Genomic DNA, 20,582 nt, shown 5'->3' on the forward strand with positions numbered 1-20,582 from the left:
TCGACGCCCTCGCCACCCACCGCCACACCCACAACCAACCCGCCACCAGCCTCGCCTGGGGCCTCTGGCACACCACCAGCGAAATGACCCAGCACCTCGACGAGGACGCGATCGCCCGGCTCGGCCGGAGCGGTCTGGTGCCGATGTCCGAGGAAGAAGGGCTCGCCCTCTTCGACCAGGCCGTCGCCGGTGCCGGCCAGAACCCGCCCGTGCTCGTGGCGCTGCGCACGAACCCGGCGGGGCTCCGGGCGCAGGCGCAGTCCGGCGTGCTCGCCCCGATGCTGCGGGGGCTGGTCCGCACGGTGGAGCGGCGGGCCGAGTCCGCCGCCACCCCGGGGGCGGGGTCGTTCACCGAGCGGCTCGGGGGCCTGTCCGAGGACGAGCGGCGGGAGTCGGTGCTGGAGCTGGTACGCGACACGGTGGCGGCCGTTCTCGGGCACGACTCGCCCGGTGGCCTCGGCGCCGGTCAGTCCTTCAAGGACCTGGGCTTCGACTCGCTCACGGGCGTCGAGCTGCGCAACCGGCTCAACGCGGCGACGGGACTGCGGCTGCCCGCGACGCTGGTCTTCGACCATCCGTCGCCGGCGGAACTCTCCGACCACCTGCTGTCCCGCGTCGCCTCGCAGGTGACCGACGCGCGTTCCGCGTCGCTGCTGGCGGAGCTCGACCGCCTGGAGACCCTGCTGGGCGACGCGGCGGCCACCACGCGGTCCGATTCCGCCGCGGCCGACGGCGACGGAGCGCTGGAGCCCGGCGACCGTACCGCCGTGGCCGCACGCCTGCGCCGGCTGCTCACCGTCTGGGAGGAGGAGACCGGTCCCGACGATGCCGGTGACGCGGACGCCGTCGACCGCATCGAGACGGGCACGGCCTCCGAGATCTTCGACTTCATCGACAAGGAACTGGGCCGCAACGTCCACTGACCGCTCCATCCCGTGCCCCCACCTCGCGGTACCTCCAGCGCGGCGAGCGACTCGAACGGAGAGATGAGAACGTGCCGACGAACGAAGAGAAGCTCACCGACTATCTGAAGTGGGTGACGGCCGACCTCCACAAGACCCGCAAACGCCTGGCGGACGTCGAGGCCGCGGCCGCCGAGCCGATCGCGATCATCGGGATGAGCTGCCGCTACCCCGGCGGCGTCCGTACCCCCGACGACCTGTGGTCCCTGGTTCGCTCCGGCGCGGACGGCATCGGGGACTTCCCCGTCGACCGCGGCTGGAACCTCGATCACCTGTACGACGCGGATCCGGATCGCAGCGGCACGTTCTACGCCCGGCACGGTGGCTTCCTGCACGACGCCCACCATTTCGACGCCCCGTTCTTCGGCATCAGCCCGCGCGAGGCGACCGCGATGGACCCGCAGCACCGGTTGCTGCTGGAGGGAGCGTGGGAGGCGCTGGAGGACGCGGGGATCGACCCGACGGATCTGCGCGGCAGTGACACGGGCGTCTTCGCCGGGATCATGTACAGCGACTACGGCGCCCGACTGCACACCGTGCCGCCGGAGTACGAGCCGTTCCTCGGCAACGGCAGTGCGGCCAGTGTCGCGTCCGGCCGGGTGTCGTACGTCCTGGGGCTGCGCGGCCCCGCCGTGTCCGTCGACACCGCGTGCTCGTCCTCGCTCGTCGCCCTCCATCTCGCGGTGCGGGCGCTGCGCGGGGGCGAGTGCGGGCTCGCGCTGGCCGGCGGTTCCACGGTGCTGTCCACGCCGGGCGTCTTCATCGAGTTCAGCCGGCAGCGCGGGCTCGCCGCGGACGGCCGTTGCAAGGCGTTCGCCGCGGCCGCGGACGGCACGGGCTTCGGCGAGGGTGTCGGCGTCCTGCTGCTCGAGCGGCTGTCCGACGCGCGACGCAACGGACACGAGGTCCTGGCCGTCGTCCGCGGCAGCGCCGTCAACCAGGACGGCGCCAGCAACGGCCTCACCGCCCCCAACGGCCCCTCGCAGGAGCGGGTGATCCGGCAGGCGCTGGAGGACGCCCGCCTGACCACCGCCGACGTGGACGCCCTGGAGGCGCACGGGACGGGCACCACGCTCGGTGACCCGATCGAGGCGCAGGCGCTGCTCGCGACCTACGGGCAGGAGCGGGAGGCCGAACAGCCCCTGTGGCTCGGGTCGGTGAAGTCGAACATCGGGCACACCCAGGCCGCGGCCGGTGTCGCCGGGGTCATCAAGATGGTCCAGGCCATGCGGCACGGGACGCTGCCGCGCACCCTGCACGTGGACGAGCCGACGCCGCACGTCGACTGGGAGGCGGGGCAGGTGCGGCTGCTGACCGAGGCACGGCCGTGGCCCGAGCGCGACCGGCCCCGGCGGTGCGCCGTCTCCTCGTTCGGCATCAGCGGCACCAATGCCCACGTCGTCCTCGAACAGGCCCCGAAGGACGTCGAGACCACCACTGAGCCCGCCACCGAGCCGGCCGCCGGGACCAGCGCCGACACGGCCGCCGTGCCGTGGGTGCTGTCCGCCCGTGACGCCACGGCGCTGCGGGCCCAGGCGCGGCGACTGCACGACCATCTGCGCGGCCGGGCTGCCCACGAGAGGGAGCCGCGGCCCGCGGAGGTGGCCCGGTCCCTCGCCGCACGGACCGCCTTCGACCACCGCGCGGTCGTCGTCGGACACCATCAGGAGGGGCTGCTGCGGGCCGTCGCGGCCGTGGCCCGCGGCGAGAGCGGACCCACGGTGGCCACGGGCAGCGGCGACAAGGACGCCCGGATCGGCTTCCTCTTCACCGGCCAGGGCAGCCAACGACTGGGCATGGGGCGGGAGCTGAGCGAGACCGTGCCCGGCTTCCGCGAGCTGTTCGCCGACCTGTGCGCACGCTTCGACCGGCACCTCGACCACCCGCTGCGCGACGTCGTGTTCGCCACGCCCCGCTCACCCGAGGCGGGACTCCTCGACCAGACGCTCTACACCCAGTGCGCCCTGTTCGCCGTGGAAGTCGCCCTCTACCGGCTCCTGGAGCGCACCGGCCTGCGGCCAGACTTCGTCATGGGCCACTCCATCGGCGAGCTGGCCGCCGCGCACGTCGCCGGTGTCTTCGACCTGGACAACGCCTGCGAGCTGGTCGCCGCGCGGGGACGCGCGATGCAGGCGGCACGCGCGGACGGCTCGATGGCCGCCGTCGAGGCGCCCGAGAGCGAGGTGCTGGAGACGCTCGCCCCGTACGACGGCAGGGTGGTCGTCGCCGCGGTCAACGGCCCCTCCGCCACCGTGGTCTCGGGCGATGCCGACGCCGTCGGCGACCTGGTCAAGGTCTGGCGCGGCCGGGGCCGGCGCACCAAGAAGCTGCGCGTCAGCCACGCCTTCCACTCGCCGCACATGGAGTCCGCGGCGTCCGAACTCCTCGTCGCGGCATCCCGGTTGACGTACGCGAAGCCGGACATCGACGTCGTCTCCAACGTCACCGGCCGGGTGGCGATCGCCGGGGAACTCACGAGCCCCGACTACTGGGCCCGGCACGTCCGGCATGCCGTCCGTTTCCACGACGGGGTGCGCGCCCTGGAGGAGCACGCGGTGCGCCTCTTCGTCGAGATCGGCCCGGACGCCGTACTGAGCGCCATGGCACGCGACTGCCTGGACACCGAACCGCTCGCGCTCGTCCCCACCCTGCGCCGGGACCGCGCCGAACCCGACACCCTGCTGCTCGCCCTGGGGGAGGCCTGGGCGCACGGGAAGGACGTGGACTGGAGGCCACTGCTGTCCGGGACGGCCGGTCCTGTCGAGGCGGGACGGCTGCGGCTCCCGCCGTACGCCTTCCAGCACCGTCCGTACTGGCTCGAGGCCGCGCCGCCACAGGCACCCGGCGGGGACGACGGATGGGCGTTCTCGGACGACCGGGCGTTCTGGTCGGCCGTGGAGCACGGCGATCCCGCCCTGCTGGCCCGAACCTTCGGCGCCCGCGAGGAGGAACGGCGGCTGCTGGCGCAGCTCCAGGAGACCCTGTCCGGATGGCGTCGCCAACGGGACTGGACGTACGCGTGGCAGTGGCGGCGGCTGCCGGAGACCAGCACCGGTCTGCACGCGGGCGCCCCGGCCGGCGACGCACGCTGGCTGCTGGTGGAGCCGCGGCAGGAGGACGAGGACCAGCACTCGGACCTGCACCGGGCGCTGTCGGACGCGGGGGTGCCGGTGGAGCGGTTCGCCGTGGACGCCGACGAGGAGACCGCCTCGGTCACCGAGCGGCTCGGCGCGGCCCTGGACCGGCTCCGGCAGGGCGGCGAAGTCGCCGGTGTGCTGTCCGCGCTGGCAGCGGCCAAGGGCCCGCATCCCGAGCATCCCGCGATCCCCGCGGGGGTCGCCCTGACCACCCGGGTCGTGGAGGCGCTGGCGGGCCTCGGGGCGGACCTCGCGTTCTGGACCCTGACACGCGGAGCCGTCTCCACCGGACCGGGCGACCCGTCCTCCGACCCGGCGCAGGGACACCTGTGGGGGCTCGGCCGCCTGCCCGGCCTGCGGTCGGCCGCGGGGGCGGGAGGCACGATCGACCTGCCGGCCGTCCTGGACCCCGTCACCGTCACGCTGCTCAAGCGCGTCCTCGCGGCGCCCGACGGCGAGGACGAGTTCGCCGTACGGTCGTCGGGGCGGCACGTCCGCCGTCTGGTGCGGGTGCCCTGGCCCATGGCGGAGCGGGACGCGGCCGACGCCGACGGGACGGTTCTGGTCACCGGGGCCGGTACCGCCGCGGGCCGGGCGGCCGCGCTCGCCCTCGCCGACGCGGGCCACCGTCACTTCCTGCTCCTGACGCCGGAGACCGACCCGGCCGACGCGCTGCGCGCGGAGCTCGAGGCGCGCGGGGCGCGGGTCCGGCTGGACACGGCGGACCCGTGCGACCGCGCGGCGCTCGCCGGCGCCCTCGCGGACACCGGCGACGGGACACCCGTGAGCGTCGTCGTGCACACCGGCGACGGGGCCGCGCTGCGCCGTCTCCACGAGGTCACGCTGGACCTGCCGCTGACGGGCTTCCTCGTTCTCGTCGACTTCGCGGCGCTCACCGGTGGCGATCCGCGCTCCCGGCACGCCGCCGTCGAGGCCGCGTACGCCGAGACGCTGATCCGGCACCGGCACGCGCGACGGCTGCCCGCCACGCTCGTGGCCTGGGGGCCGCAGGAGCCCGGCACGCAGGACACGGAGACGCGGGACGGGCTGCGCGGCCTCGATCCCGCACGTGCGCTGGCCTGCCTGCCGAACCTCGTCGGCCGTACCGGGAACATCCACGGTCCGGTCCTCGGCATCGCCGACATCGACTGGGACGACCACCTCGCGCACGTCACGCGGTCGGGTTCCGGCGCCCGGTACCGCGAGCTGCCCGAGGCGCGGGGCCGGCTGGCCGAGCGGCGGGCGGACGGACCGGACGGCATCGCGGACCAGGCACAACTGCGCGCCCACTTGGCTGAGTTGGGAGAGGAGGAGCAGAAGCGGCGGCTCGCCGGACTGGTGCGGGCCCACGTGGGTCAGGTGCTCGGACTCGACGCCTCGGAGAGCGTCGACGATTCCCAATCCTTCCTGGAGCTCGGGTTCTCCTCGTTCACCGCCCTGGAACTGTGCAACGGCCTCCACCGGGCCACCGGGCTGCCCCTGCCGGTCGCGGTGGTCTACGACCATCCCACCCCTGCCGCGCTGGTGGGCCACCTCCGGCAGCGGCTGGTGGAGGCACCGGCCGCATGAACGGGGAACGGCCCGGGCGTCAGGCCTGCGGGCTCGCGGCGGCCCGCAGCATCCGCAGCACGGTCTGCACCGTCCAGGCCCGGGTCTCCTCCACGTGCTCGGGCGAACCGTGCACGTCGTCGTGCTCGTCGAGGGTGAGGTCGGAGACGTACCGCTTCAGGGTGTCCGGGTCCGACGCGGGGATGATCTCGTCCCTCAGGCTGACCACGTACCCCACCGGGACGTTCAGCGCGGACAGTTCACCCGGCCGAAGCTCCCAGTCGCGCAGCGCGTCGAAGAGTCCCGCCCGGGGGACGCCCGTCAGATGCGAGAGCGTGTCCTTGGTGACGCGCGGCACGCTGCGCTCGTACCAGTCGCGGTCGGTGAAGAAGCCGCTCACCGGCGCGCCGGCCGTGACCACCCCGCGGATGCGCGGGTCGTGCAGGGCGCCACGCAGTGCCATGTGCCCGCTGAAGCTCATGGCCGACGCGTAGGTGCGGTCCACGTCGGCCCGGTCCGCGAGCGCGTCGAGCAGTGCCGAGAACATGCGCCAGCTGTCCTCGGCGTAGACCAGGCGGTTCTCGCCCACGCCGGGCATCTCCGTGGCGACCATGGCGAGGCCGAGCTGGTCGGCCAGGAGCAGCGCCGGTGCCCACTGTTCCTTCACGCTGACGATGCCGCCCGTCACCACGAGCAGGGGGCGCGGCGCGGTGGCCGAGAGCCCGGCCGCCAGCGCCACGAAGGACCGCGGGCCGCCCTCGCCGTCGGGCACGGTGACCTCGACGCGCTCGACGGGGGTCTCCTGGGCGCCGCTCCAGCGCATGAAGGTCTCGGAGCAGGCCGTCTGCGCCCGCGCGCGCGAGGGACCGTCGACGTAGGGGAACCGCGCGGTGTTCCAGCACTGGCAGGCTTCCAGCAGCCGGTCCCGGGCCGCCAGGTCCCGCGCCGCGGCGGCCCACTCCCCGGTCCAGGAGCCGGGTCCCTCGCCGTCGTGCCCGATCCGGGCCAGGACCTCCTCGCACAGGTCCTGGGGCAGCCGCTGGGCCCGGGAGTGGACCACGACGAACTGCTTGAGTTCGTCGATGTCGTGTGCCGTCCGGCCGGCTTCTCGTCCCATCCGATGTCCTCCTCCTCGGGCCGGGGTCCGCCCCGGCCGCGTCGTCGGGCGCGTCGTGGCGCCCTCGCGCTTCGGTCGCCCCTCAGCCTCGGTGCGGGCCCTTAAGCCCGCCTCTACCGGCCCGCGCGCTCCCGGACGCCCGGCAGGCCTGTTTTAGAGGGGACTTACCGGGTGGTGGGAGGTTCGGACGGCGCCGGCGGGAGGGCCGTCGGCGCCGTTTTCCGACGACGGGAGAGTCACAGTCATGGCAACACGAAGGCAGGTCCTGCGCGGCGGGGCCGTCGGCCTCACCCTGGCGGCATCCGCAACCCTGCCCGGACCGGCCGGCTTCTCCGCGGCGGCCTCGTCGGGCGCCGACTGGACCGGTCTGCGCGGCCGGCTGGACGGGGACCTGGTCCTGCCGTCCGACAGCGGGTACGCGCAGGCCAAGCAGGTGTACTTCGGCATGTACGACTCCTCGGCCCCGGCCGCGGTCGCCTACTGCGAGAGCGTCGCCGACATCCGGCTCTGTCTGGCCTTCGCCCAGCAGCACGACGTGCCGGCGGTCCCACGCAGCGGCGGCCACAGCTTCGGCGGCTTCTCCACCACCACGGGCCTGGTCATCGACGTGTCACGGCTGCGCTCGATCGTGCCGGGACCCACCACCACGGTGCTCGGCCCGGGCGTCCAGACCGTCGACGCGCTGGCCGCGCTCGCCCCCTACGGACAGGCCCTGGCCGGCGGGCTGCACGGCTCCGTGGCGGCGGGCGGCTTCGTGCACGGCGGCGGCATAGGCTGGCAGACCCGCTCCTTCGGGGTGGCCTGCGACGCCCTGGTCGCCGCCGACGTGGTGCTCGCCGACGGCCGGTCGGTGACCTGCTCCGCGACCGAACACCCCGACCTGTTCTGGGCGTTGCGCGGCGGTGGCGGCGGCAACTTCGGCATCGTCACCCGCTACCAGCGGCGCGCCACGGCCGCCACGGACATGGTGAACTTCCGGCTCGCGTGGGCCTGGAGCGACGTGGAGCGGGTGATCACGGCCTGGCAGCAGTGGATGCCGACGACACCCTGGAAGCTGGGGTCCCGCTGGATCGTCAGCCAGCTCGACACGGCCCCGGGCGGCGCCGAGCCCGCCGTCTGGGTCGACGGCTCCTTCCTCGGCCCGCCCGAGGAGCTCGCGCCGCTGCTGGACGCGCTCGCCGCCGGGGTGGGACGCGCCCCCGACAGCCGCAGCAGTAACCGGTTCACCTTCCTGGACGGGATGCTGGACTGGTTCGGGTGCTCCGACAAGACGGTCGCCCAGTGCCACACGGTCGGCTACTCGCCGGAGGCGGTGATGCCGCGCGGCGGGTACATCCTGGACCGCAGCAGGCTGTTCAGGACGGGCCTGCCGAGGACCGGGATCAGTGAGATCCTCTCCGCCTTCACCGCCTCACCACGCCCGGGCCAGCTCCGGTTCGTGCAGGCCCTCGCGCTCGGCGGCCGGGCCAACACGCTGAGCCGCACCGCCACGGCCTACGTCCACCGGGACGCGCAGTTCACGCTGAACTGGACGGTGGGCACCACGGCGACGAACCCTGACCGGGACGAGCGGAACGCCGTGCGTGCCTGGATCGACGGCGGCTTCGCCGCGGCCAACCCCTACTCCCTGGGGGAGACCTACCAGAACTACATCGACCCCGCCCTGCGGGACTGGAAGCGGTCCTACTACGCGGAGAACTACGAGCGACTGGCGTCCGTCAAGCGCGCGTACGACCCCCAGGGCTTCTTCCGCTTCGCCCAGGCGATCGTCTGAGCGACGCCGTCGCGCCGGCGGCCGGCCCCGGTGCGGGCCGTCGGCGGAACCGCGGGTCGGCCGGACCGCGGTCAGCCGGGCTGTGAGCCGCCGGCCGGACGGTCCTCGGCCGGGGCGTCACCGGCGTTCTCGATCAGGACGCGGGTGACGCCCTCGAAGTACGGCAGGACGTCCTCCAGCGAGGCCGAGCCGAGCGCCGGGGAGCCCAGGGCCGTGCGCATGATGCCCATGCCCAGCAGACAGGCGACCAGCATCTCCGCGCGCAGCGCCGCGTCCTCGCCCTTCACCTGCTTGATGAGCTCCTCGATGTGCGCCGCCTGCGCCTCCTGCTCCAGGCGGGTGCGGGCGGGGGCGTGCGAGGGCGAACGCAACAGCATCACCAGGGGGTGCTCACCGGCGAACTGCTCCCACTCCTGGAAGACGACGGACTTGAGCATGCCCGCCGGCAACGCGTCCAGCGGCCCCGACATGATCTCCCCGAGGACCTGGTGGTCCACGCACGCCTCCTCGAACAGGGCGCGCTTCGAGCCGAAGTAGCGGAAGACGAGGGCGGGATCCACGTGGGCGTCCTGGGCGACGTCGCGCATGGTCGTTCCGCCGTAGCCCAGCCGGGCGAAGCGCACGCGCGCCGCGTCGAGCAGGGCCGCGCGGGTCGCGGCGCGGTCGCGTTTGTGCGGTTGTGGGGCGGCTGTCATAGCGGTACTCCTTGAGTCATCAAACGTTGACATGGTAGCTCAGGGGCTTCTACGCTGAGCTTGTCACCATCGGATGACTTGCGGTTCGGGTACCTGGCGCGGAAGGAAAGAAATCCATGCAGACGGTCGTCGTCACAGGCGGAACGGATGGCCTGGGGAGGGGAATCTCCCTGCATTATCTGAAGGCGGGCGCCAGGGTCCTGGCCATCGGCAGCACGCGGGCCAAGGGTGAGGCGTTAATCGAGGAGGCGCGCCGGATCTCGGCCGCCGACCGGATGCACTTCCTCTCCGTCGATCTCACCTCGGTCGCGGCCACCCGGCGGCTGGTCGAGGAGATCGAGAACACCTACGCGTCCGTGGACAAACTCGTCCTGTGCGCACAGCGCTACAAACTCTTCGGGAAGCGCTCGGTGACGCCGGAGGGGTTCGAGCACAGCTTCGCGCTCGCCTACCTGAGCCGGTTCGTCCTCACCTACGGCCTGCTGGACGCGCTCAAGTGCACCAAGCAGCCCGTGATCATGAACGTGGGCACGCCGGGCGTCGGCCTCGGGGCGGTCCACTGGGACGACCTCCAGCTCGAGCGCGGCTACAACGGCAACAAGGCGACCCTCCAGTCCTTCCGCGCCAACGACCTGCTGGGCGTCGGCTTCGCGGCCACCCAGGGCACCGGGCCGGTGACGTACATCGGGTACAACCCCGGGGTGGTCTCCACCGGCATGCCGAACTCCCTGCCGCTCCCCCTCAGGCTGATGACCAAGGCCACCTTCGCCGTCGCGGCGACGCCCGTGGACAAGGCGATCAGGCCCATGGTCGAACTCCTCGACGATCCGCCCGCCGAGCCTTTCGTGGCGCGCTGGAAGAAGAAGCCGGTGGACCTCGGCAAGAAGGCCTTCGACACCGAGGACGCGCTGCGTCTGAAGAACATCACGGAGCAGCTCGTGGGAGCGCGGTGAACTCCCTCATACCGCCCTTTCCGGCCGGTCGAATCCAGCAACTGGGATATGTCGTGGAGAACCTCGACGATGCCGTCGAGAAATTCTCCACGACGTTCGGAGTCAGCCGTTTCTTCGTGTGGGAGAATCTGGCGGCGGAGGTGACCGAGAAAAAGTATCGGGGTCAGCCGGCCGATTTCCAGTTCTCCTGCGCCTTCGGTTATTCCGGCGACATGATGATCGAGCTGATCCGGCACGACTCCGGCGAGAGCATTTTCAAGGACTGGCTCGACGAGAAAGGCCCCGGACTGCACCACGTCTGCTTCCTGATGGGCAGCCTCGAGCACTTCGAGGAGACGGTGGCCGGGATGTCGGCCCACGGCCACCCCGTCGCCATGTCGGGCCGGTCGGGCGACGCCCGGTTCTCCTACGCGGACACGGTCGACGACTTCGGCGTCTTCACCGAGCTGGCCTACGGCCCGCCGGAGTTCCTCGCGGCCTTCGACCGGATCAGGAGCGGCGACTTCTGACGCACGCGACCCGCTGATCGCGGTCGGCGACAAGGGGCCGCGACCAGCAGGGACGTGACCGGTCCTACCGGTTCACTGGCCGGGGCTCACCGGAGTACCGGTCCAGGCCCGCCTTCCGGCGACGCTGCTCCTCGAGCCAGTGCACGTAGCGCGGAGAGGCGTCGCGGAGGTCGACGCTCAGCGGGTAGGGGTGCCACCCAGTCGATCTCCTCGTCGGCGCCGAGGTCCGGGGGCAGGATCCTGGCCAGCGCTGCGATGCCCAACGGGTCTTCCATGGCGATCCCTTCGATCCGGTCGCCGAGAGCCTACGAGGACACGCCGACAACAGCACGGCGGCGCCGGGCCGGTGAGGAGTCCGGCGCGCACCTCGCGTGCGGAGGAGGTGTGTGCGGGCGGACGACGGGTGATCTTCGTGGTCACCGTGCGTGTTAGCCTGCCCGCGCTCGCGATCGAACGCGTACGGGGGAGGCACGGTGGGCTCAAGGACGCGTACGGCGTCCGTCTTCCGCGGCGGCGGGGGCGGTGCCGTCGTCGCGGCGACCGCGTTCCTCGCTCTCGCCACGGGCTGCGGATCCGGCACCGACGACTCCACGAGCACCTCCAGCCATGCGGTGACGGACACCAGCATCACCGCCGAACCGGGCGAGCGCTTCACGCTCACCGTCCCCCAGAACGCCTCCACCCGCGAGTACTGGTACCTGGTCGACCCCGAGCCCGACAGCTCGGTGCTCGTCGGCCGCGGTCAGGACTACGCCTCCGACTCCGGGGACGAGCCGGTGGACGGCGCCGGCGGCCGGCTCACCTTCACCTTCGAGGCCAAGGGCAAGGGAACCACCCGGTTCACGCTGCTGCACTGCACCTTCACCACCTGCCAGGGCAACACCTCCACGCTGCCCCCCGAGACCACCGGCCCCGGCGCCGGCCCGTCCACGAGCGCGGCGCCCCCCTCCCAGGCCCCCGAGCGCATCACCTACACCGTCACCGTCGGCTGAGCCGCGGCGGGCCGGCCGGACGGGACGAGACACCCGGGGCCCCGCCACGTGCCGCCGCCTGCGGTGTCGCGCACGCGACGCGGTGCCCCGTGCTAGCCTTACGCGTTTGCGTGGTCGTCGCGGTGGGCGATTCCTTCCGTTCGGTTCCGCCGGTGCGGCGGCTGTTCCGTCCTGCCGGGCCTTCCTCGGTACGTTCCTCTGCGGAAGGCAGTTCATGAAGCACCCCGACGACTCCGGCACCCCTCACGGCGGCCCCGCCCGGCCCGGCGCCACCACCCCGCCGCCCCCGGCCGTCTCCTTCGCCGATCTCGACCTGCCGGTGGCGGTGCTGCGGACACTGAGCGGACTCGGGGTGCGCGAACCCTTCCCGATCCAGGCCGCCACGCTGCCCGACGCCCTGAAGGGTCGCGACGTCCTGGGCCGCGGCCGCACCGGCTCCGGGAAGACGCTCGCCTTCGGCCTGCCGCTGCTGACCCGTACGGCAGGACGGCGTGCCGAACCCAAGCAGCCCCTCGCCCTGATCCTCGTGCCTACCCGTGAGCTGGCCGAACAGGTCACCGAGGCGCTGGCACCGTACGCCGAGGCTCTGCGGCTGCGGCTGGCCACGGTCGTCGGCGGCATGTCGATCGGCCGGCAGACCGCCGCGCTGCGCGAGGGAGCCGAGGTGGTCGTCGCCACCCCCGGACGCCTGCACGACCTGATCGAGCGGAACGCCTGCCGCCTGGGACGGGTGCGGATCACCGTGCTCGACGAGGCCGACCAGATGTGCGACATGGGATTCATGCCGCAGGTCGTCGACCTTCTCGACCAGGTGCGCACCGACGGGCAGCGGATGCTGTTCTCGGCCACCCTGGACGGCGACGTCGACCAGCTGGTCCGCCGCTACCTCCACGACCCCGTCGTCCACTCGGTCGACCCGCCCGCGGGCGCGGTCACGACGATGCGGCACCACGTTCTCGTCGTCCACGGCCCCGACCGCTACGCCGTCACCACGGAGATCGCCGCCCGCGACGGCCGCGTCCTGCTGTTCCTCGACACCAAGCACGCCGTCGACCAGCTCACCCGGCACCTGCGGGCCAGCGGGGTGCGCGCCGGGGCCCTGCACAGCGGCAAGTCCCAGCCACAGCGCACCCGGACGCTGGCGCAGTTCAGGAGCGACGGGATCACCGTTCTGGTGGCGACCAACGTCGCGGCCCGTGGCCTGCACGTCGACGACCTGGACCTCGTGGTCAACGTCGACCCGCCCACCGACCCCAAGGACTATGTGCACCGGGCGGGCCGCACCGCCCGGGCCGGTGAGTCCGGCAGCGTGGTCACACTCGTACTGGGGGGCCAGCGCCGGGAGACGAGCCGCGTCCTGGCCGAGGCCGGTATCGAGCCGACCGTCACGAAGGTGCGCTCGGGCGAGGCGGAACTCAGCCGGATCACCGGAGCCAGGACTCCCTCCGGGATCCCGCTCGACGGAGGGCCGGCCGCCCCCCGGCCCAAGAACACCAACGCCCCCTTCCGTGGCCTCGGCACCAGCAAGGACGGCTCCCGCGGCGCCGGCGGCAAGTCCCGGAAGGCCGGCGAGGCCCGCAGGCTGGCCGAGGCCCGCAAGGCCGCCCACGTGCGTCGCAACGGCTGAGAAATCCGACCGCGGCGGCTCTGCCGGCATGACAAGCTGTGCCTGCCAGTCCCCCCGAACCCAGGAGGTCACCATGACCGCAGAACCCGCATCCACGGACGGTTCGGAGCCGGCCACCCCCGAGACGTCCCCGCTGGCGCCGGACAGCGACGGCAACTACGACCTCAAGCGCAAGTTCCGCGAAGCCCTGGCACGCAAGCGCGGTGCGCAGGCGGACGCCGCCGACGCTGCCGCCACGCCGGACGCGTCCAAGGTGCGCGGGGCACACGGTCCGGCCGCGAGCCAGCGGTCGTTCCGGCGCAAGAGCGGCGGCTGAGCCGGCCGGCCCCGCGCCGGCCGAGCCACCGGCACCGTACGCGCCATTACCGCGCGCGCCGGTGCCGGGCCCCGGGACATGGCTCGGAGCAGCCACGCGACGCCCCGCCACCGCCCGTACCACCGGGCAGTGGCGGGGCGTCGCGCTGCCCCGGCCCGCTGCTTCGAATCGCCGCCGCCCGTACCCCTGCCCGACGATTGACCAGAAACCGCCGACGAGCGGCGCCTCGTGCTGCGGTTTTGTGAACGGAGTGTGTCCTGCCGTCCGAAACTTGGCCGGAATGGCGTGGCGGAGGGTGCCCGCGCGCACACGCACGCGGCGCATCCGGTGGTCGTACCTGTCGTCGGACGTGCCCTGCGGAAGCGGGCAGTTGCCAGGTCAGCACCGGTCACAAGGATCAAATGTCACTGTGCGTGAGCCTGTTGACATCCTCTGAGCACGCTTGCGATTGTCTTGCGTACCGCGTCGACCGAACGAGCAGTCGGTGCGGCAGGGGGAGGAAAAGTGGACGCAGTGAGTACGGGCGGGCCGGACGAGGACTGTCCGGGGAACACGGACGACGTCTCCGCTCTCGTGATCGTCGGTGCCAATCCGACCGTGGCCAGGGCGGCGGCATCCCTGCCCGGCGAGCTGATCCACGTACAGCTGCCCGGCGCCCCGGCCCTCGACCCGGGCACCCGGGTCCTGACGGCCGACTTCCGGGACCTGCCCGCCTTCCTGGACTTCACCGACGAGGTGCTGCGCCCCCTTCGGCCCACCGCCGTCGTCTCGCTCACCGAGTTCGGCCTGGAGCCGGCCGCCATGGCCGCCCGCCGGCTCCGCGTCACCGGGGTGGACCCGGCCGTCGTCCGCGCCACCCGCGACAAGCTCGCGATGCGGCGGATCCTGGAGCGCGAGGCACCGCACCTGAACCCGGCCTTCGCGGCGGGTGACGACGCCGAGGCCGTGGACCGGCTGTTCGCGGCCTACGGGCGGGTGATCGCCAAGCCGGTCGACGGGGTCGGCAGTGCCTCCATCGCCCTGGTGGAGGGCGCCGACGCGCTCCCCGCGGACCGCCGTACGGCCGCCACCCTGGTCGAACAGTTCGCCGAGGGGCGGGAGTTCAGCGTCGAGACCCTCTCCGCGAGCGGACGGCACACCGTCGTCGGCATCGCCGAGAAGGGCACCGCGGACGGCTTCGTCGAGGTCAGCCACATGATGCCGCCGCCGTCCCTGGATCCGCGCCGTCAGGAGCTGGTCGCCCGGGCCGTCGGCGAACTGCTCGACGCCCTCGGGCTCACCGACGGCCCCAGCCACACCGAGGTCATGGTCGACGGCGACAAGATCGTCGTCATCGAGACCCACACCCGGCTCGGCGGCGACGGCATCGCGGACCTGGTCCAGCTCACCACCGGGGTCGAGTGGCGACGCGCCGCCCTCGGCTGGGCGATCGGCGCGGACGTCCGCCAGGGCCCCGCCGCCGCTGCCGCGGCCGCCACCGTCTTCCTCACCGCCCCACCCGGGCGCGTGACGGCCGTCGAGGCGCCGCCGGCCCTCGCCCACGGGCGGATCCACGCCTGGGAACCGTCCGTCCGGCCCGGCGACGAGGTCCGCCCGATGCGCTCCTCCGCCGACCGGCTCGGCATGGCCGTCCTGACCGCGGACGGCACCGAGGCCTGCGCGGCCGCCGTCGCGGAACTCACCGCCCTGCCGGTGATCACCACCGCGCCCGAGCCACAACTCTGACGCCGGACCGCACCACGGCTCCGCGTCCCCACGAGCGATCGCCGCTCCGTCCCTCCTTCCTGCCTGGTTCCTGACCACAACACCGCACCGGGGGTCACATGTCCGTCCAGAACGCGCCGATTTCCTACGACTTCCACGGCGATGTCCCGTTCACCACGCCCTTCGTGGACATCAAGCCCGACGACATCCACATCTACCTCGACCTCGACACCAAGGTCGGCAAGAACACCTGTGGCCAGAAGTGCGCGCACTGCTGGTTCGTCAACTACGAGAAGGTCTACGACAAGTCCTTCGCCATGGAGGAGGGCCCCCGCATCCTGGAGGGCCTGCAGTCGCACGGGTACCACGTCTACCCGCGCTACGTGGACAGCTTCGCCTACGACGGCGAGTTCATGAACCTCTACGGACCGGCCAACAACCGTGAGTTCCGCCAGGAACTGGACCACACCCCGACCGCGACCATGGAGAAGGGCGACGCCTGGACCAGCGGCCGCCCCCTGCTCGCCGACAACTGGCGGGAGCTCCTCGACCGGGCGGTGGAGAACGGCTACGGGACCATCTCCATCACCTACCACGGCGTGATCGACGAGAACCTCGCCGTCACCGACCACAAGACCTACCCCATCAAGGGCGTCTTCTCCGGCGCGGACACCGAGAAGGTGCTGAGCCGCATCGCCGAGTACAACGAGGGCGTCGCCCCCGAGGACGCCTTCCGCGTCAACATCGGCGTCACCATAGGCCGCCACAACCACGGCCGCACCTCCCTGGAGCGCTACGCCCACTACTTCAACAACCTGGGCGTGGCCACCGTCCGGTTCAACAACTTCACCGACCACGGCAACCGCCACCCCGAGCTGCGCCTGAGCCGCGAGGAGGTCGAGCAGGCGTACCGCGACTTCAAGTGGCTCCACGAGACGGTCCCGCTCGGCTTCCAGCTCGGCGTCAGCGAGGACTTCGGCACCTTCGGCATCAAGGCCATGGGCTTCCCCGGCCACGTCGGCTGGTGCCGGGCAGGCCGTCAGCTCTTCGCCGCCATCCCCGCGCAGGAGGAGGTCCTCTCCGAGGGGCCCGAGGGCCGCCGCGAGAAGATCGGCGACATCGTGGGCTGCGTCAACACCTTCGAGCCGCACCTCGGCATCCTGACCCGCACCGTCGGCACCGACGGCACCACGTACGACGTGGAGTTCGACCACGACGAGATCGAGGCGTTCACCGCCAAGCGGATGTCCGGCACGTACAAGGACGGCTGCTTCGCCACCGAGCTGTCCGAGGAGCTCGGCCTGATCTCCAGGGTCCCGGAGCGGCGCCGGCTGCCGCTCCTCACCGACTCCGCGTCCTGACCGAGAGAAAGACCCCGCAATGCGCCACATCCTCGTCTTCGCCAAGACGCCCTACGCCAAGACCCCGTACGACCAGTGGCTGGCCGGCTCGGGGATCGTCCCGGTCGTCGTGACCGCGCGGGAGTACGCGGACGGCTACTCCCATCTCCCGCACGTGCACGCCTTCGACGCGTACGACACCAACCAGCTGGTCGAGAAGACCGCGCTGCGGCTGGCCCGCGAGTTCGCCGTCGAGGCGGTCTTCGCCCGGGCCGAGGCCGACGTCGTACGCGCCGCGCGGCTGCGGGAGCGGCTCGGGCTGCCGGGCCAGCACACCGCGAGCGCGCTGGCCTTCCGCGACAAGGTCGTGATGAAGGACCATCTCGCGGGCGGCCCCGTCGACGTGCCGGCCTACCGCCGGCTCGACTCGGCCTACACCGCCCTCGACTTCGTAGCCGAACACGGCTACCCGGTCGTGATCAAGCCGGTGTCCGAGTCGGGCTCGCTGGGCGCGGCGATCATCCGCGACGAGGCGGAGCTGGACGCCTACCTGGCCAGTCCGTGGCGGGGGACCAGCGAGATCGAGGTGTTCGTACCCGGGCAGATGTACCACGTGGACGGGCTGGTGGCGGGCGGGGAGGTCGTGTTCGTCCACCCCTTCCGCTACCTCAACGACTGTCTGTCGTTCCGGAGCAACGACTGGGTCGCCAATCTGCCGCTCACCCGGCAGGATCCGCTGTACGATCGGCTGGTCAAGGCGGCGCGGGCGGTGCTGGACGAGCTGCCCACGCCGCCGCAGACCGCCTTCCACGCCGAGTTCTGGATCACTCCGGACGACCGGCTGGTCTTCTGCGAGATCGCCAGCCGTACCGGCGGGGGCATGATCAGCGCGATGGTCCGGCACGCGTTCGGGCTGGACCTGGACAAGGCGTGGCTGTACGCCGAGTGCGGCCTCTCCTCGACGCCGGACGTCTCCGCGTACCGGCCCGCCGGGGCCCTGTGCATCCCGCCGCAGGACGGGGTGCTGGAGCGGCTGCCCGCGGCGGACGAGCAGCCCGGGTGCGTCCGTGAGGTGATGGTCACCGGAGCCGTCGGCCAGGAGTTCCACGGCGGGGTGAAGTCCGGCCTGTTCCTCGCCGGTTACGTGGTCGACGGGGACAGCGAGGAGGACGTGGCCGCCAACCTCGAACGCGTGGCGGACTGGTTCTCCGGCACCGCCCGGTGGCGGCCGGCCCTGCCCTCCGGAGGCGTCGCGTGAGCACCACGACGCCCCCTGGAGGAACGGCCGTCGGCACCCACCGGAGCGCGGGCCCGCCCTCGGAGCGCCCGAGGGCCACCGGCGAGAGCGGCACGCCGTGAGCGGGGGCCGCGCCGGCGGCGGACTCGCCTCGAAGTACCGGACGTTCACCGGTCTGTCGTCCGCGCTCAAGTCCCTGATCGTCCTGTCGTTCGTCGTCGCGCTGGGCAGCTACATGGTCACCCCGTTCATCGGGGTGCTCATGGTCCAGGCCGTCCACCTGGACGTCCGGGTGGCCGGAGTGCTGGTCGCGGTGGCCACCTTCATCCAGTTCGGCGGCAGCATCCTCGGCGGCGCGGTCGTGGACCGGCTCGGGCTCAAGCGGACCATGGTGCTCGCGCTCACCCTGCGCACGGCCGGTCTGGTGCTGCTCGGATTGGCCGTCAGGATGCCCTGGGTGGCGTACCCGGCCGTCGTCCTCGTGGCGGGCGGCCCGGCGCTGTACCTCCCGGCGAACAAGGCGTACATCGTCACCAGCGTCTCCGACGAACTGCGCCCGCTGTTCCTCGGGGTGAGCAGCGCCGCGCTCAACGCCGGCATGGGCCTCGGCCCGTTGCTGGCCGCGCTGCTGGTCGACGCCGACCCGATGGCGCTGCTCATCGGTCTCGCCGGGCTCTTCGCGCTGATCACCGCGGCCCACCAGATCACGCTGAGGCCGGCCGGGCCCCGGGCGACCGCGGCGCCGGAGCCGGCCGGGCGGGAGGAGGCCACCGGGAAGTGGTCGGCGCTGCGGGGAGCGCTGCGCCCGGTCCTGTTCACCGCCCTCGCCTACTACCTGTACTTCTTCTTCCAGAGCTTCATCGGTCTCTACGCGGCCGGGGTGTCCAACATCCAGGCGCTGGGCTGGGTGATGCTGCTCAACTGCGCCATGGTGGTGGTGCTCCAGCCGGTGCTCGCCGACCGAATCGCGCGGGCCGACTACCGCCTGCTGATGGCCGGTTCGTTCGCCGTGATGGCGGCCGGCATGGCCGTCATGGCCGTCGACGGCACCCCGGCCCTGCTGGCCGGCACCGCGCTGTTCACCATGGGCGAGATCTTCCTCTTCCTCCGCTGCGACCTGGAACTCGTCGAACTCCTGCCGCGCAACGCCGCGTTCGCCTTCGGCGTGCAGCGGCTCACGGGCGGTGTCGGCGGCCTCCTCGCCGGTGTCGTCGGCGGATTCGTCTTCGCCCACTTCGAGTCCGGCGGCCACCTCGGCGCGTTCTGGCTGGTGGTCGGAGCCCAGTGCGCGATCGCGGCGCTGCTCGCCCTGGCGCTGGGCCGCCACCGGCGGCCCGCGGTGCCCGAACCGGCGCTGCCCGAACCGGCGGTGGGCCGGTGAACGAGCCCATCGACTCCCCGGAGACGCGGTACGTGCACGCCGGCTCGGACCCGACCCGGCAGGGCGGCTACGTCAACCCGCCCGTGCACCACGCCTCCACGGTCCTCTACCGGGACGTGGCCGAGATGGACGCCTCCCAGGCCGACCCGCTCAAGCGGGGCGGCCCGGTCTACGGCCGTTTCGGCACGCCCACCAGCCGCGCCTTCGAGGAGGCGCTGACCGAACTGGAGGGCGGCCACGCCGCGGTCGTCACCTGCTCCGGCCTCTCGGCGATCACCACGACGATCCTCGCGTACGTCCAGGCCGGCGATCACATCCTCGTCAGCGACTCGGTGTATCTGCCGACCCGGAGGTTCTGCGACTCGCTCGCCGCGCTGGGCGTGGAGACCGAGTACTACAGCCCGACCGCGGACGGCGCCGCGATCGCCCGGCTGATCCGCCCGCGGACACGGCTGCTGTACCTCGAGTCGCCGGGCTCCACCACCTTCGAGGTGCAGGACGTCCCGGCGCTCACCGCCGTCTGCCGGGCCCACGGTGTGGCCACCATCGCCGACAACACCTGGGCCACACCCGTGTTCCACCGCCCGCTGGCTCTCGGCGCGGGCGTGGACGCGGTGGTGCACTCCGCGACCAAGTACCTGACGGGGCACGCGGACAGCATCCTCGGGGCGGTCGTCTGCACCGAGGAGAGCTATCCGCTCGTCCGGGGCGCGGCGATGCGGCTCGGCCAGTGCGCCGGGGCCGACGACGCCTACCTGGGCCTGCGCGGGCTGCGCACCCTCGGCGTGCGCCTGGCCCGGCACCAGGAACAGGGCCTGGAACTGGCCCGCTGGATCGCGGGACAGGAAGGTGTGGCGGCGGTCCTGCACCCCGGTCTGCCCGGGGACCCCGGTCACGCCCTGTGGCGCCGCGACTTCACCGGCGCGGCCGGTCTGTTCGGGGTGGAGCTCGAACCGGGCTTCCGCAAAACGGACATCGACGCGATGCTGGACCGCCTGCGCCTGTTCGGCCTGGGCCACAGCTACGGCGGCTACGAGAGCCTGGTCGTCCCGGCCGACCCCGTCTCCGGGCGCCTGCCCGGGACCTGGGCGGGCCGGGGCCCCCTGATCCGGGTGCACGCCGGCTTCGAGGCCCTGGCCGACCTGAAGCAGGACCTGAGGACGGGCTTCGAGGCCCTGCTCCGCGGACGCGTCCCGCACCGCGTCACGTAGGTGCCCCGGGGAGACCTCGGGTTGCGCCCCCGCCGGGGGAGCGGCGGGGGGGGGTCCCCCGGCCCACCGGGGCCCGCCG

The 20,582-nt window shown here is 72.7% G+C and carries 14 protein-coding genes and 1 pseudogene; 13 read left to right on the plus strand and 2 right to left on the minus strand.

The genetic code is table 11. From position 1 onward, the window contains the following. A partial coding sequence (locus tag ACFWJB_RS34500) for a phosphopantetheine-binding protein (protein ID WP_386927198.1) occupies window positions 1-923 on the plus strand: 923 nt, incomplete at its 5' end. A gap of 74 nt (window positions 924-997) precedes the next feature. Further along, a pseudogene (locus ACFWJB_RS34505) lies at window positions 998-5,668 on the plus strand (beta-ketoacyl synthase N-terminal-like domain-containing protein); the annotation flags it as partial. 19 nt (window positions 5,669-5,687) lie between these two features. On the opposite strand, the gene ACFWJB_RS34510 reads toward ACFWJB_RS34505, so the two are convergent. Continuing rightward, the gene (locus tag ACFWJB_RS34510; protein WP_386927200.1) at window positions 5,688-6,764 is read right to left on the minus strand and encodes an alpha/beta hydrolase; all 1,077 of its coding nucleotides are present in this window, start codon (window positions 6,762-6,764) and stop codon (window positions 5,688-5,690) included. Window positions 6,765-7,008: 244 nt separating this feature from the next. Here ACFWJB_RS34510 and ACFWJB_RS34515 point away from each other — a divergent pair, with 244 nt between their 5' ends. Further along, window positions 7,009-8,538, plus strand: a complete 1,530-nt coding sequence (locus tag ACFWJB_RS34515; RefSeq protein ID WP_386927202.1) for an FAD-binding oxidoreductase — start codon at window positions 7,009-7,011, stop codon at window positions 8,536-8,538. Window positions 8,539-8,609: 71 nt separating this feature from the next. On the opposite strand, the gene ACFWJB_RS34520 is transcribed toward ACFWJB_RS34515, so the two are convergent. Continuing rightward, window positions 8,610-9,233: a TetR/AcrR family transcriptional regulator gene (locus ACFWJB_RS34520; protein WP_386927204.1), complete on the minus strand. Its 624-nt coding sequence runs from the start codon at window positions 9,231-9,233 to the stop codon at window positions 8,610-8,612. Window positions 9,234-9,349: 116 nt separating this feature from the next. On the opposite strand from ACFWJB_RS34520, the gene ACFWJB_RS34525 reads away from it, so the two are divergent. The 10 genes from ACFWJB_RS34525 (at window position 9,350) to metC (ending at window position 20,503) form a co-directional block, all read left to right on the plus strand. After that, complete coding sequence (locus ACFWJB_RS34525; protein ID WP_386927206.1) at window positions 9,350-10,186, plus strand: SDR family NAD(P)-dependent oxidoreductase; 837 nt, start codon at window positions 9,350-9,352, stop codon at window positions 10,184-10,186. Then, window positions 10,183-10,695 carry a VOC family protein gene (locus ACFWJB_RS34530; RefSeq protein WP_386927208.1) on the plus strand — a complete coding sequence of 171 codons (513 nt, stop codon included), beginning with the start codon at window positions 10,183-10,185 and terminating at the stop codon, window positions 10,693-10,695. The genes ACFWJB_RS34525 and ACFWJB_RS34530 overlap by 4 nt, the downstream gene beginning before the upstream one ends. A gap of 473 nt (window positions 10,696-11,168) precedes the next feature. After that, a complete protein-coding gene (locus ACFWJB_RS34535; protein ID WP_386927210.1) occupies window positions 11,169-11,687 on the plus strand; it encodes a protease inhibitor I42 family protein in 519 nt (172 codons plus the stop codon). Window positions 11,688-11,901: 214 nt separating this feature from the next. After that, window positions 11,902-13,314, plus strand: a complete 1,413-nt coding sequence (locus ACFWJB_RS34540; RefSeq protein ID WP_386927212.1) for a DEAD/DEAH box helicase — start codon at window positions 11,902-11,904, stop codon at window positions 13,312-13,314. Window positions 13,315-13,387: 73 nt separating this feature from the next. Continuing rightward, window positions 13,388-13,630 (plus strand): DUF5302 domain-containing protein, encoded by a 243-nt coding sequence (locus ACFWJB_RS34545; protein WP_386927214.1) that lies wholly within the window; start codon window positions 13,388-13,390, stop codon window positions 13,628-13,630. 504 nt (window positions 13,631-14,134) lie between these two features. Continuing rightward, window positions 14,135-15,355: an ATP-grasp domain-containing protein gene (locus ACFWJB_RS34550; protein ID WP_386927216.1), complete on the plus strand. Its 1,221-nt coding sequence runs from the start codon at window positions 14,135-14,137 to the stop codon at window positions 15,353-15,355. A 98-nt stretch (window positions 15,356-15,453) separates the two neighbouring features. Beyond that, window positions 15,454-16,695, plus strand: a complete 1,242-nt coding sequence (locus tag ACFWJB_RS34555; protein ID WP_386927218.1) for a radical SAM protein — start codon at window positions 15,454-15,456, stop codon at window positions 16,693-16,695. Window positions 16,696-16,714: 19 nt separating this feature from the next. Next, window positions 16,715-17,932 (plus strand): acetyl-CoA carboxylase biotin carboxylase subunit family protein, encoded by a 1,218-nt coding sequence (locus ACFWJB_RS34560; RefSeq protein WP_386927220.1) that lies wholly within the window; start codon window positions 16,715-16,717, stop codon window positions 17,930-17,932. Window positions 17,933-18,029: 97 nt separating this feature from the next. Continuing rightward, window positions 18,030-19,292, plus strand: a complete 1,263-nt coding sequence (locus ACFWJB_RS34565) for an MFS transporter (RefSeq protein WP_386927222.1) — start codon at window positions 18,030-18,032, stop codon at window positions 19,290-19,292. After that, window positions 19,289-20,503, plus strand: a complete 1,215-nt coding sequence (gene metC / locus ACFWJB_RS34570; protein WP_386927224.1) for a cystathionine beta-lyase — start codon at window positions 19,289-19,291, stop codon at window positions 20,501-20,503. The genes ACFWJB_RS34565 and metC overlap by 4 nt, the downstream gene beginning before the upstream one ends. Window positions 20,504-20,582: the final 79 nt, after the last annotated feature.

The sequence above is a fragment of the Streptomyces sp. NPDC127100 genome (assembly GCF_042724095.1).
Taxonomy (GTDB): Bacteria; Actinomycetota; Actinomycetes; order Streptomycetales; family Streptomycetaceae; genus Streptomyces.

Coding starts and splice junctions, on each gene's coding strand:
- ACFWJB_RS34510 (WP_386927200.1), bottom strand. CDS start 6,764: ATGGGACGAGAAGCCGGCCGGACGGCACACGACATCGACGAACTCAAG.
- ACFWJB_RS34515 (WP_386927202.1), top strand. CDS start 7,009: ATGGCAACACGAAGGCAGGTCCTGCGCGGCGGGGCCGTCGGCCTCACC.
- ACFWJB_RS34520 (WP_386927204.1), bottom strand. CDS start 9,233: ATGACAGCCGCCCCACAACCGCACAAACGCGACCGCGCCGCGACCCGC.
- ACFWJB_RS34525 (WP_386927206.1), top strand. CDS start 9,350: ATGCAGACGGTCGTCGTCACAGGCGGAACGGATGGCCTGGGGAGGGGA.
- ACFWJB_RS34540 (WP_386927212.1), top strand. CDS start 11,902: ATGAAGCACCCCGACGACTCCGGCACCCCTCACGGCGGCCCCGCCCGG.
- ACFWJB_RS34545 (WP_386927214.1), top strand. CDS start 13,388: ATGACCGCAGAACCCGCATCCACGGACGGTTCGGAGCCGGCCACCCCC.
- ACFWJB_RS34555 (WP_386927218.1), top strand. CDS start 15,454: ATGTCCGTCCAGAACGCGCCGATTTCCTACGACTTCCACGGCGATGTC.
- ACFWJB_RS34560 (WP_386927220.1), top strand. CDS start 16,715: ATGCGCCACATCCTCGTCTTCGCCAAGACGCCCTACGCCAAGACCCCG.